Origin of the sequence: Cyclobacterium lianum (assembly GCF_900143075.1) — a bacterium.
GTDB classification, from domain to species: Bacteria; Bacteroidota; Bacteroidia; order Cytophagales; family Cyclobacteriaceae; genus Cyclobacterium; species Cyclobacterium lianum.
Genome location: NZ_FRCY01000021.1, coordinates 91,321 through 103,644 on the forward strand (window position 1 = coordinate 91,321; position 12,324 = coordinate 103,644).

Annotated in this window: 10 protein-coding genes and 1 pseudogene; 1 reads left to right on the forward strand and 10 read right to left on the reverse strand. The window is 46.3% G+C overall.

Features of this window, described 5'->3' with window-relative positions:
• Nucleotides 1–32: 32 nt before the first annotated feature.
• From BUB19_RS22440 to BUB19_RS22460, 4 genes are all read right to left on the reverse strand, one after another.
• Nucleotides 33–2,225, reverse strand: coding sequence for an outer membrane protein assembly factor BamB family protein (locus tag BUB19_RS22440; protein ID WP_073097945.1), 2,193 nt, complete (start codon nucleotides 2,223–2,225; stop codon nucleotides 33–35).
• 282 nt (nucleotides 2,226–2,507) lie between these two features.
• Entirely contained in the window at nucleotides 2,508–4,004 is a 1,497-nt protein-coding gene (locus BUB19_RS22450; RefSeq protein ID WP_073097949.1) for an AGE family epimerase/isomerase, read from the reverse strand.
• A gap of 239 nt (nucleotides 4,005–4,243) precedes the next feature.
• Entirely contained in the window at nucleotides 4,244–4,852 is a 609-nt protein-coding gene (locus tag BUB19_RS22455; RefSeq protein WP_073097951.1) for a Uma2 family endonuclease, read from the reverse strand.
• A gap of 25 nt (nucleotides 4,853–4,877) precedes the next feature.
• Nucleotides 4,878–5,198, reverse strand: coding sequence for a hypothetical protein (locus BUB19_RS22460; protein WP_073097953.1), 321 nt, complete (start codon nucleotides 5,196–5,198; stop codon nucleotides 4,878–4,880).
• A 179-nt stretch (nucleotides 5,199–5,377) separates the two neighbouring features.
• On the opposite strand from BUB19_RS22460, the gene BUB19_RS22465 reads away from it, so the two are divergent.
• The gene (locus tag BUB19_RS22465; RefSeq protein ID WP_143156136.1) at nucleotides 5,378–5,605 is read left to right on the forward strand and encodes a hypothetical protein; all 228 of its coding nucleotides are present in this window, start codon (nucleotides 5,378–5,380) and stop codon (nucleotides 5,603–5,605) included.
• Between the two features lie 968 nt (nucleotides 5,606–6,573).
• On the opposite strand, the gene BUB19_RS22475 is transcribed toward BUB19_RS22465, so the two are convergent.
• From BUB19_RS22475 to BUB19_RS22500, 6 genes and pseudogenes are all read right to left on the reverse strand, one after another.
• A complete protein-coding gene (locus BUB19_RS22475; protein ID WP_073097958.1) occupies nucleotides 6,574–6,807 on the reverse strand; it encodes an antitoxin in 234 nt (77 codons plus the stop codon).
• A gap of 137 nt (nucleotides 6,808–6,944) precedes the next feature.
• Nucleotides 6,945–7,553, reverse strand: coding sequence for a Uma2 family endonuclease (locus BUB19_RS22480; protein WP_073097960.1), 609 nt, complete (start codon nucleotides 7,551–7,553; stop codon nucleotides 6,945–6,947).
• A gap of 184 nt (nucleotides 7,554–7,737) precedes the next feature.
• Nucleotides 7,738–9,663, reverse strand: a complete 1,926-nt coding sequence (locus tag BUB19_RS22485) for a sulfatase family protein (RefSeq protein ID WP_073097962.1) — start codon at nucleotides 9,661–9,663, stop codon at nucleotides 7,738–7,740.
• Entirely contained in the window at nucleotides 9,660–11,294 is a 1,635-nt protein-coding gene (locus tag BUB19_RS22490) for a sulfatase family protein (protein ID WP_073097964.1), read from the reverse strand. Before BUB19_RS22490 ends, BUB19_RS22485 begins: the two co-directional genes overlap by 4 nt.
• A gap of 102 nt (nucleotides 11,295–11,396) precedes the next feature.
• Nucleotides 11,397–11,615 carry a RagB/SusD family nutrient uptake outer membrane protein gene (locus BUB19_RS22495; protein WP_073097966.1) on the reverse strand — a complete coding sequence of 73 codons (219 nt, stop codon included), beginning with the start codon at nucleotides 11,613–11,615 and terminating at the stop codon, nucleotides 11,397–11,399.
• Between the two features lie 139 nt (nucleotides 11,616–11,754).
• A pseudogene (locus BUB19_RS22500) lies at nucleotides 11,755–12,324 on the reverse strand (c-type cytochrome domain-containing protein); the annotation flags it as partial.

The window sequence follows — 12,324 nt, forward strand, 5'->3', positions numbered from 1 at the left end:
TAGGTTTTTGTGAAAGTATACGCCTGATTTCATCAATCGGGCAGGGCGAAGGCAATGACCGAATCTCCGTGAGGGGTACCGTTTTTACCTCCCCCACCGGCAGTAATGACCAGGTATTGTTTTCCAGCTACCTGGTACACGCTGGGGGTGGCGTAGCCGCCTGCCGGGAGTTGGTGTTCCCAAAGCACCTGTCCGGAGAAGGTATCAAAGGCCCGGATTTTTTCGTCCGGAGTCCCGGCAATAAATACCAGGTTTCCGGCCGTCACTACCGGACCGCCAAAGCTTTTGGCACCGGTATTCCGAATCCCTTTTTCCACCAGCTCAGGATACTCTCCTAAAGGAACCTTCCACAGGATCTCCCCTTTGTCCAGATCAACGGCGTTTAGGGTGCCCCAGGGAGGGGCAATGGCGGGATACCCATCCTGGTCCACGAAAAAGGGAGCCACATTTGCATAACGCGGTACCTTGCTGGTATTGCCCGCTGAATCCGCAGCCCTGTCTTGCTCCTGGTCTCCTGCACTTTGGCGCAGGTATACCACTATGTCCTCAAGCTGCTGCTCCGAAAACCGGCCAAAAGCAGGCATCATGCCCCGGCCGTAAGTCAGAACGGCTTTGATGGAATCATCGCTGATCTGCAGGTCCTGAAGTGGCGGATACAAGGGTGGATTGCCTTTTTTATCGATGCCGTGGCAGGCGGTACAGGATGTATTGTACAGGGCTTTGCCACGCGTAAGTGCTGAGGCCGAAGCGGTATCGGCGTCCGCGTCCAGGGGGACCAGGCTGTGGATGGTGGGGGCTTCGTTGATATTGACATACAATACGTTGGTAGCCGGATCAAAGGCTGCGCCACCCCATTCGGCACCGCCCTGATGCCCCGGCATGGTGATCACACCTGCCCGGGAAGCGGGGGTATACAAAGGACCAGTTTCGTGCTGCCGGAAGATCTCAAGCACATATTCCCGGGTTTCGGGGGTAATGTTGCTCAGGTCGGCTTCACGAAGGCTGGTCCGGTTGAGCGGAGGTGGTTTTAAGGGAAAGGGTTGGGTGGGCCAGGCTTCCTCTCCCGGCACTTTCGAGGGGGGAACGGGCATGTCGACTACCGGAAACACCGGCTCTCCCGTCTCCCTGTCCAGTACGAAAGTAAGCCCTTGCTTGGTCAATTGTACTACGATATCCCGGGCGGTACTATCTGCTGTTACAGTAGCCAATATGGGGGCCGGAGGCAGGTCGTAATCCCAGATGTCGTGACGCAGGGTTTGGTAATGCCAGATGCGCTTACCTGTGTTGGCGTCCAGAGCAATTACACAATTGGCAAAGAGGTTTTCGCCTTTGCGCATCCCGCCATAGATAAAATCCGGTGCAGGCGAACCCGTGGCAAAGAAAACCCAGCCCCTTTCCTCATCCACCGTCAATCCACCCCAGGGATTGGTACCGCCATAGCTCACTCCTTCTTCAAATTCCCAGGTATCGTAGCCAAATTCTCCGGGCTGGGGAATGGTATGAAATATCCATTTAAATTCCCCGGTTAGCGCATTGTATCCACGTACGTCCCCAGGTGTGGATGGTGCTCCCTCTGGCGTTCTTCCGCCGATGATGAGCATGTTCCTATATACCATGCCCTGGGTGGTGGCCTCAAAGTCTACTTCTTCCGGATCTTGAGGCAGGTTTTTCCGCAAATCGATCCATCCGTTTTCTCCAAAGGAAGTGATCAGCTCACCACTGAGGGCATCGATGGCGTAAACCCGATCCTTCACAAAGTTCAGGATGCGTTTATTTTCTCCATTTTCATCTTCCCAGTAGGTAAGACCCCGATTTCTACCCCGGAAGGGGCGTTCGTCATTCCTGTACTGGTCAGGGCGGAATACCCATACCTCCTCCCCGGTGGTGGCATCCAAGGCAACAGCGTTCACTTCGGGAGTGGTGAAATAGAGTAAGTCGTCTATGATAATGGGATTGGCATACATGCCCGGTCCCACGGGATTGCCATGATGGTATTCCCAGACTTTTTTCAGTGATTGGACATTGCCGGTATGGATTTGGTTAAGCTCGGAATATTGGATACCGGAGGAATGCCCGCGGTAAATCCCCCAGTCTGTATGGTTGTTGAGCCGGCTTTGGTAGACAGAGCCCTGATATTGATCCCTGAATTCGGGATTACAAGCGAAAAAAAGCAGTAGGAGAAGAAAGTTGGGTAAAACAGGTGCTTTTGGGTTGCTGTATCTCATGTGTGTCCTTTCAACAAACAATAGGTATGGGTGATTATTTTTTCAGGTTAGGACAAAAATACCAAAAACTTCGGGAAATAGGTAATGCAGGCTCCATTGAACTAATTTTTCATTTTATATGGAAAAATTCATTTCGGACAATTGCACCAACTGCTGACGATGGGGCCTTTATTATTTTCACCGCTACTACAGCAATACCCATGAAGTGTCGAGCGTATGTAGGGGGCAGGCAGTCCTTTTACTGGGAGGGGAAAAAGACGGGGGATTGATTAAGATTTGGGGCTAGCGAGGCTGTTTTTTTTGCAAAACCACTTCCAACGTATAATTTTCTCGTTCTGGTAGTTGAATGCTGCCATGATCCGGATCAATCTTCTTCCAAATCCTCCCGTCTATCCTTACCCTTTTTATCTCATAATTAAAATCCTCCAAAAGTAAGGGAAACAGCTTATCCGTATCCGCTGAATTCATGTGGTAATACAATGTAGCAGGCTGTTCATTTACCCAATAATCCAGGTAGAGCATGTTCAAAAATCCGTTCTCTACCGAGTGATAGGAGGTCTTGGTCACTACCGCTTTACTGCCATTTATATAATTACCGTCTTTATCCACGCTCAAGTAGGCTCCGCCATTTTGCCTATCAATAAAATTATTGTTCCAGAAAGTAGCACCTGTTGTGAAATTACGGCAGTATTCTTTTTCGTCAGAAAGTGCGTAAAGGTAAAGTTGAAACATATTCCCATAGGCTTGCACCCACCAGGGGCTATCCTCACTATGCTGTTCCGGATTGTCAATCTGAAGTTTATGGTACCATATTCCGGTTTTGCCGTCAAAGGCGTATTTTAAAAGTTGTTCATTGAGTCGTAACGCCTGCTCACTGTAATGTCCTTTACCGGTAATTGCGTAGAGCCGCATAAGCATCCAGGCTACTTCCACATTATGGCCGGTATTCATCATTTCGTTCATTTGCTCCAGGGAATTCCAATTCCGGTCGAAACCCTCCATTATCCAGCCGCTTTCTTTATCGTTCATGCGGGTCAACGTCATCTCCAGTAGCTGTTCAGTTTTCAGCAGGTATTTTTCTTCCCGGGTAGCTGCATACAAGTAGAGCAAATAACCCGATACAGGTGCCAATTGGGGAGAAAAAACCTTGTTTGAGTCCTGAATACGGAAGTCTCGATGAAGTCTGCGGAAATAACCGCCCCCATTTTCATGGTCCCAGGCATGATTTTCCATGATGTCGATACTTTGGTCCAGGTAGTGTCTCACTTCCTCGTTCCGGGTTACAATATAATACATCGCCATTCCGGTAATGGCATAGGCGTTCATGAACATGTCTTTTTCCTTAGACACGGCATTTCCAGAGCGATCCAGTTTATAGAACCAGCCGCCGTATTGATGATCCCAGCCCTTATTGATCAAATACTCAAAGGTTTCCTGAGCCAATCCAAGGTAATTTTCATCACCGGTCATGTGATAACCAAGCGCATAGGAAAAAAGATGCCTGGCGATCATTCCCGGGTATTTTTCCTGCTTTCCCCCTACTTTCCAGTCTTTATCCAGAATGGCATGAAATGATCCAAATTCCTTATCTTGAGCAAATTCGGTCCAGGGTTCCAATACGTCAGACAATACTTGTTTTTTCCAAAAATTACCACGCATTATGTCCTGGGCCTGGAGCGATTGGTTGATAAAGATAAAAAGGGGGATAAATATTATTTTAGAATAGTGTTTAATAATCGGCTCCTCCATTCTTAAAAAATTATTGATGATTAAAATCATTTTACCTGTTGGATCAAATTAATTACAAATTCTTGTCGCACAAAACCCTGTATCGGGTTCATTTATCAAAACTATTTTTTTTAAATTTTATTAACCAAAAACGTTCGGAATGTGTGGTTGGCACCAGCTTTTTCCAGGTGATATGCCAGGTTTTTTATCCATGTTCAACTAGTTAGCAACTTCCACAGAATCCACTAGTTGCCTTTTTGGCCTTATCCGAATAAGAATTGGTATCTCCATTATTCGATATCCCCAAAAAACTCCTCTAAATCCAGTGTAAATCCCTGGATTACCCTGGACTCCACCTCATGTCCTGAAGTAAACAAAATTGAAGGGACATATTTTCCATCGATAAGGCTATAGATGAGCAAATCCTGCGTTTCGGAATGGATGATCCAGTATTCCCGGACTCCGTTGGACTCGTACAGCTCAAACTTATTCTTCAATTCGGTTTTACTATTGCCCGGAGATAAAATTTCCACGATCAGGTCTGGTGCTCCGATGCAACCTCGCTCATCCAATTTCTCCGGATCACAAATTACACAAATATCCGGTTGTACCACATCATGTATTTTCTTATCTTCTTTGGATGACTTTGGAAAGCGCACATCGAAGGGCGCAGAATAAACCTGGCATTTTTTCCCTCTCAGAAAATTGCCTAACCTTAAAAATAACTCCCCAGAAACTTTTTGGTGAATCCTTTTCGGAGCAGCAGCCGCTTTCTTAAAAATTTTCCCTTTGATCAGCTCGACCACTTCATCCATCTGCCAGGTAAGGTAGTCGGCATAGGAATGGTTGCTGTATTCCAGATCCGGTTCTTTAACGGTGTCGTCCTTTTTGGCATTCATGGAATAAATATAATAAATTCAGCCATTATTTGCCATCCTCAACCCTCCTTTCGTCGCTTAGGAAATAGGGCAATGGCATCATCGATGATGCGCTGGGGATAGCCCAATCCAGTTCCGAAATCAGTCCCACATCCCTGGTCTCCAAGATCCAGCGATCCAGTTCTTTAGACAGGCTTCTTACCCTGGCTTTGGAGGCTGTCTGTTCGACAAGGTTATCTACCTGCCAGGGGTCTGCTTCTGTATCAAAGAATTGTTCCAGGGGTTTGGGTTGGTAAAATTGGGATTGAATTTCATTGGTATTCCCAGCCTCATAAGCCGCTTCATAGGCCCGCCAATTGGCTTGCACCTGGTAGCTGTATCGGGAATCCCTGCCCCTGGGTCTGTGGGCATAAAGTATCGGATATAATAGTACTTTCCATCGGTCACTGCCCTGGAGAAATCATAGCGTTCGGTCATTCTATCCCTGAAAAAATGAACGAAGTCAGGGGATTCAGAGGATTCCTCCCGAAAAAGGACCGTCCCTGCATGATAGCAAAATTGTACAACCGGCCTAATAGCCTGTCTTCATTAATATTTGGGAATGCGGTCAGGGGTACCAAGTACGATTACGAACAAAATGGTTATAGCAGTGATCGTCCCAAGGTAAGCATAGAAAACCAAGCTGATGAGGATCAATCTGAAATAAGCATAGAACTCCCCAAAGGCGTATATGTTGGTAGTAGCATTGGTTTTAAGATTGAAACTTTGCCATAATTCATAGGATAATAATTTTTTTTCAGCGGTAACTCCTGTCAGACGGTTTAGAACCGGAACTTATTTTCTTCATATCTATAATGGAAAAGAAGTTTTGTCGAAACAGATAACCGTTAAATAGCTGGATTATGTTATGACTCAGCCAATAAAACTATAACCGAAATGTCACTGTCAAAAAAATGTATGCTCTTCGCTTTTATGGGCTTTTTGATGATTTCCCAGAATAAGTTGAGTGCTCAATCTGAGCCGGAGACCGAGGCCGATATTTTCACTGCGAAAAACTCCGTACATGCCGAATTACTCGGGAACTCTGGTTTATATGGCCTACATTATGGAAGGATTTTTCATCAAAAGGATAAGCTAAAGCTAGTGGCCAGTTTGGGTTTCTCTTTGCAATTTCAAAGAGAAATCCAACCCATTCACTCTAGCTATGTGATACCTATTTTCCCGGTGGAGGTTACGGCCTTTTGGGGAAGGTCCAGGCACCATTTGGAAGTAGGGAGCGGCTATACTGCTGCGCTAAACAGACGCTTCATCTTTGATGAGAATTATCCAAATAACATAAGAGAACAGGTATATTTAAATCAAGCTTTGGTACCCAGGATTGGGTATAGGTATCAAAAACCAGAAGGAGGGTTTTTATTCAGGGTTGGATATACTCCCATTATTGGCATTAGTAGTTCGAATTCCTCAGAAAACATATTCAATATTTTCCCATATTGGTTTGGAATCAGTTTAGGGTATAGTTTTTAAAGGATGTCACTCGCCAAAAAAATATATTCTGCGCTCTCATTTCTATCCTGAAAAGATCTCGGCGAACAAACCATATGCCACCCCGTAATACAGTTCGGCGATTGTGATAGTAGAAATTTTAAACATTGAAATGGGAAAGGACCTTAACTTATTCTGGACAATTTCAGGTCGGTTCTTGATAAGGTAAATACAAATATTCGTGTCCAAAAGGTAATTCAAAACATTTCTCTTTGCTGGATGGGAGGTTGATTTCGTCCGTCTTCGAAATAATCATCCGAAAATGACGTAAGACTCCGGATTACCATTTCCCATGAGCAGGCTTTAGGACTGAGAAGTACCGGGGAACCTATCCTGCGGATGTAGAATTGTTTTTCATCGGTATTGAATTCCTTTGGCAATCTTAGTGCCTGACTATTTCCACTCTTAAATACTTTGGCTGTCCTTTCCATAATCCATTTCGAGGTTTTTGTATATACGTTTTAGTATATACAAATATTCGGAACAAAACCAAACAGGTTGTCTTTATATTAAGTAACGGTCAACAAACGAATACATTCCCTAGTAGGATAAAGCAATGTTTACATCGCTATTTTATATCCCCAAAAAACTCCTCCAGATCCAATGTAAAGCCGTCGAGGACCTTTGACTTCACCACATCTCCGGAAGTAAAAAGCCGGGAGGGAACATATTTTCCATTGACGAGGCTGTAGATAAGCAAATCCTGGGTTTCGGGATGAATGATCCAATATTCCCGGACACTGTTGGACTCGTAAAGATTAAATTTGTATTTTAATTCAACTTTACTATTACCGGCAGATAGAATTTCCACGATCAGGTCGGGGGCCCCGATACAGCCCCGCTCATCCAGTTTTTCCAGATCGCAAATCACACAGATGTCTGGTTGTACCACATCGTGGATTTCCTTATCCTCCTTGGATTTTTTCGGGAATCGGACATCGAATGGTGCACCGTAAACCTGACAGGGTTTGTTCTCTAAAAAAACATAAAGCCTTGTCAGAAGCTTGGCCGAAATATGCTGATGGATACGTTTCGGTGCAGCGGCTGCTTTTTTAAAGATTTTACCCCTAATCAGTTCGACCACTTCCTCCATCTGCCAGGTCAGGTAGTCGGCATAGGAATGGTTGCCGTATGACAAATCCGGTTCTTTGACTATATCGGGTTTTTTGGTATCCATGATATAAATATACCGATTTTAAGCCTTTGATGAAAGATTGACATCGTCTTTAAGGAAATTTAGCTCCTGATTTTCCAAAAAGGGCAAAAAGCCGGGTTTCGGGTACTTGTTACATCAGGAGGAAAAGTAAACGCTGTATTTCATTAGGTGTAAAATAGTTCTATTCAGCCCCTATCATTTCCTTTCAATACACCTTTCTCCGTTTTGGGAAAAGTGCGATCGCATCATCGATGATGCGCTGAGGATAGCCCAATCCGGCGCCGGGATCACCTTCGGCAAATTCCTTTTCTTTAAAGTGCTGCCAGTCTTCCAGTTTAAGCCGATCATCGGTATAACTGTATTGAAAAGCATTGAGGGCCTGGAGTAAAACGTAGCCGTTATCGGTAGCGTTTGCTTCTTTCATGATGGCTTCAAAAGCTGCCTCAGGTTCTCCGCATACCCCAAGTGCCTGTGCCGCCATAATCCTATTTGCCGAAGATTCATCTTCCCTGACCATAGCTTTCAAACTGTTTTGCATGACATTGCTTTTATCTGGATAAAGAAAAACCCCATAAGCTCCCCAAAACCGGATAATCGGGTTTTTATCCTCTAGGTACAGCAGTAAATTTTCGGGGCTTTCAGCCGTAGCAGCCTTCGCTGCCTTCAGTATTTTCCGGATAGGGTAATCTTTACTTTGGGCGAATTCATACAGGGTGGTATATTTTTTTCCGGGACCTGTCAGTTCATGAAACATGGGTTCCGGAATCAAGCCCACATCTCTGGTCTCCACCATCCAGCGATCCAGTTCTCTGGATAGTTTCTCCATCCGGACTTCCAATACCGCCTGCTCCGCAAGGTTATTCACCTGCCAGGGATCATTATCTGTGTCAAAAAATTGCACCACAGGTTTTGGCTCGTAAAATTGCGACTGAATCGCATTGATTTTCCCTTCTTCATAAGCTGCTTCATAGGCCCTCCAATTGGCCTGCACCTGGTAACCATATCGTGAGTCCCTGCCTCTGGGTCTGTGGGGAAAAAAGTTCCTGATATAAAAGTATTTTCCATCCGTCACTGCCCTGGAGAAATCATAGCGTTCGGCCATTCTATCTCTGAAAAAATGCACAAAATCAGGGGATTCCGTGGATTCCTGTCCCAGAAAGGACCTTCCTTGCATGATAGCAGGAATGTCACAACCGGTAATGGAAAGCAGGGTTGGTGCCAAATCCACGAAACTGACCAATGACTCGTCCACCTCTCCGGCAGGCACCGGTGACAAGTGTTTCCATTTTTCGGGAAGCTGTACCATCATGGGCACCTGGGTGCCTACATTGTAGATATACCGCTTGGATCGGGACAATTGCCCGCCATGATCTGAATAGAAAAATACGATGGTATTTTCGGCAAGACCAGCCTCCTCCAGTTCCTCTAGCAACTCACCCACCTGGCTGTCCATCAGGGTGATCAGGTCATGGAAACGGGCCCAGTCCTCCCTGATTTCAGGAAGATCCGGGTGATAAGGAGGAAGCTGAATGTTGGCTGGATCGATCCGTGGTTTCTCCGGGATCATTTTATTCTCGACATAATGGTCTATCCGCTCCTTACTGAGCTGGCTTTCGTGAGTAACTGTCAGATTGAATACCGCAAAAAAGGGCTGATCCGCTGCTCTGTTTTTATAATGCGCTTGATTGCTGGATTCGTCCCACAGTTCAGGATCATTGATAAAATTGGAATTGTAATCTTCCTTGCTATTATTGGTGCAATAATAACCTGCCTCCCTTAATATTTTGGGGTAGGCGGGAATCTGTTCCGGCAATTGCACCCTGGTTCTCATCTGGTGTGTACCAGTAGTAGAGGCATACATTCCCGACAGAATGGTGGCTCGTGTTACCGCACAAACAGGTGCATTGGCATAGGCATGAGCATACTGAATGGATCTCCCTGCGAGCCGGTCCAGATTTGGGGTATACGCCTGTTCGAACCCGTAACTTCCCAGGTAAGGACTGATATCTTCACAGGTGATCCAAAGTACGTTGGGTCTGTCTGGGGGCGTTTGCCGGGCCAGGACTCCCCTGCTGAGCAAGAGAATAAGCAAGACAAGCGATGTCCTTCCAAAGGTATTCAAAACACTCATTTTAGAGTACTACCTTCGATAGGTTTCGGGAATTCCCTCATGGGGCTGTAACGCAGGTAGGAATCGAAAACCTCCGTATCGGGTCCCACTACCCTGGGGTCTCCGGTTTCTTTCAGTTCTGTCAACAGGGCCTGTCGCATTTCCTCTTTGATTTCAGCATATTCCGGATCCTCTGCCAGGTTGTTCATGCATTCGGGATCGGATGTCAGATCATAAAGGAGTACTTCGGGATTTTTCTCAAAAGCGGCTTCAAAGTACGGCCGCACATCTTCATCATTTCTATTTTCTACCAGAAACGATTTGGTGGGTGCAGCATCCACATCGGTAAATGCCCATTCGGAATGGTGTTCTCCATTCTTGTCTACACCAAACAGGGGCAGCAACTCATTTGGATTGTCGGGATCGATGCGCTGTGGGGCACCTGCCGGCCAGCGGTCGGGCTTGATGTTCCAGATCAGCAGGTGGTCCTGGCTGCGGATTACCCGCTGTGGATAACCCCAATTTTGGTAGCGTGAAGAAGAATGGCGTTCGCGGCCGGAATACACATATTTCCTGGAGGGATCTATGTCCCCATGCTCATCTGATTCCAATATATGCCGGAGACTCTTCCCGGTGATGGGCAACATGCCTTCATCACTGGTTTCTGTCAGATCCAGAATAGTGGGGGCTAAATCTATAAAATTAACGGGATCATTTACGATTCTGTCGCCTGGAAACGCCTTAGGATACCTGATTGCCAATGGGACGTGTATACCGTAGTCATAGCCATTGGCTTTTGCTCTCGGGAAGGCCATTCCATTATCGGAGGTGACGATGACGATGGTATTATCCAGTTCCCCTTTTTCTTCCAGGTATGTCAGCATGTATTGGAGGTGTTGATCAAACCACTCGATTTCCACGGCGTAATCCAGCAGATCTCCCCTCACAATGGGGTGGTCGGGTAGAAATCCGGGGACTTCCGCATCGGAAAGCTTTTTATCGGTGCGTTTCCAGGAATCCTGCTCAAAGGCCCTGTGGGGTTCGGTAGCGCCGTACCAAAAGAAAAAGGGATCTTCATCCGTCCTCACATTTTCCATGAAATATTTAAAATTTTCAAAATAATTCAGGGAATTGATCTGGGCAGCGGGCCTTTTATCTTCCTCCGTACCAGTCTCATACCGGATATTGCTATGTGCTATACCGGCGGCATCGGTCTCTCTCCACAGCGAATCCTTTTCGTCCCGGGCATACCGGAAGGGGGAAACCCCCTTTCCGGTACGGCCGGTGACATAGCCATTTTGATCCAGCATATCGACGAAAGGCACATGCTTTTTAAGCCAGGGCGCAGCATGCTGGCCGGATTGCTCATTTTGCCAATGATGCCTGCCGGTGATGATGCTGCTCCTGGAGGGGGCACATCCGGGTGATCCGGCAATACAATTGGTAAAATATACTCCCTCCCTGGCCACACGGTCAAAGGCAGGAGTATTGACAAATCCGCTTCCTGCAAAGCTGGTGTGGTAATAGGACTGGTCATCACTGATGACAAACAGGATATTGGGTGTCCGTTGTGTTGTTTCTTCAGCGCGGGGAGAACAGCTCCAAATTGAAATTACAGCAATAAAGGTGATTATTCTGAGCAAATTTTTCATGAATAGATGCTTGGGTTTTGGTATTGGATCAGTAAGTTCGCTTAATATAATCAAACTTTTTCTTTTCGCCTTGCTTGAGAACAAACGGGCCGCCAGGATCCATTAATCAGCAGCGTAGCCCGGATTCTGCTCCAATCTTGCACCTGTATTCCGCTCAATCTCTGAAAAAGGAATGGGCCACAGGTTATGGTAAGGCTGTACGTCTACACCAAAATTGGTCACATCGGGCCTGCCTTCACAGTACCTGTTTGTACGCTCGTAGAGTAATCCCATGCGATTGAGGGTAAGGCGCCGTTTTTCTTCCACGCCGAGTTCGCGCATGCGTTCGTCAAGGATAAAATTAGCAACTACAAAATAACAAATGTGATTTTCGATTTACCGATTATCTTTCAATTTGTTATTTCTGTTGAACCTTTTTATAATTCAGGTAAAAAAATGCTCTATCAAGGGAATTTTAAATTCAATTCATCACCACCTCATCGACCATGAGCCAGGCCTTGCTGCCTGCCGCTCCGTGCCAGGCGGGCAATTTGTCCAGCGGTTTGGCCAGCAATTTGAGCTGCTTTACTGCTTTGGCAGAGAAGGGGATGTCCACCTGCCGGAGCAGACTTGGGGCGTCTTTTTGTAAGGGTGTCGGTCGGAAAGTATCTGCCAGCTTCCAATCCGAGTCGTCACTATCCCGCGTCCAAAGCTGTACCTGGCCGGGTGGGAAAAAGCGGGCACCGGGGTTTTGCCACAGAGAAATGGCCAGTTTGTTGATATCTGTAGGTTGCTCAAATTTCATCTCTACTTCCAGGGGATTGTTCAGAAAACCGAGCCAGTTCAGGTTCCACACATCGGGAATGGCTTTTTTCTTGTCAAATAAGCTTTCCTGTCCATCTCCTTTGTACCTGTCTTCCGGAAGGTAGTTCATCTGAAAAGAGGATGGACTGAGGGTAGCTTTGATGAATTCGGCTTCTGCTTTTTCGCTGCCTATCCAGCCATCTGCAAATGCCCTGGCTTTCAATGTCATGTTTTCGTCTATCTCCAG

Excerpts from the sequence above, each read along its gene's own strand:
- BUB19_RS22440 (WP_073097945.1), bottom strand. The coding sequence starts at position 2,225 with ATGAGATACAGCAACCCAAAAGCACCTGTTTTACCCAACTTTCTTCTC.
- BUB19_RS22450 (WP_073097949.1), bottom strand. The coding sequence starts at position 4,004 with ATGATTTTAATCATCAATAATTTTTTAAGAATGGAGGAGCCGATTATT.
- BUB19_RS22455 (WP_073097951.1), bottom strand. The coding sequence starts at position 4,852 with ATGAATGCCAAAAAGGACGACACCGTTAAAGAACCGGATCTGGAATAC.
- BUB19_RS22465 (WP_143156136.1), top strand. The coding sequence starts at position 5,378 with ATGATAGCAAAATTGTACAACCGGCCTAATAGCCTGTCTTCATTAATA.
- BUB19_RS22475 (WP_073097958.1), bottom strand. The coding sequence starts at position 6,807 with ATGGAAAGGACAGCCAAAGTATTTAAGAGTGGAAATAGTCAGGCACTA.
- BUB19_RS22480 (WP_073097960.1), bottom strand. The coding sequence starts at position 7,553 with ATGGATACCAAAAAACCCGATATAGTCAAAGAACCGGATTTGTCATAC.
- BUB19_RS22485 (WP_073097962.1), bottom strand. The coding sequence starts at position 9,663 with ATGAGTGTTTTGAATACCTTTGGAAGGACATCGCTTGTCTTGCTTATT.
- BUB19_RS22490 (WP_073097964.1), bottom strand. The coding sequence starts at position 11,294 with ATGAAAAATTTGCTCAGAATAATCACCTTTATTGCTGTAATTTCAATT.
- BUB19_RS22495 (WP_073097966.1), bottom strand. The coding sequence starts at position 11,615 with ATGCGCGAACTCGGCGTGGAAGAAAAACGGCGCCTTACCCTCAATCGC.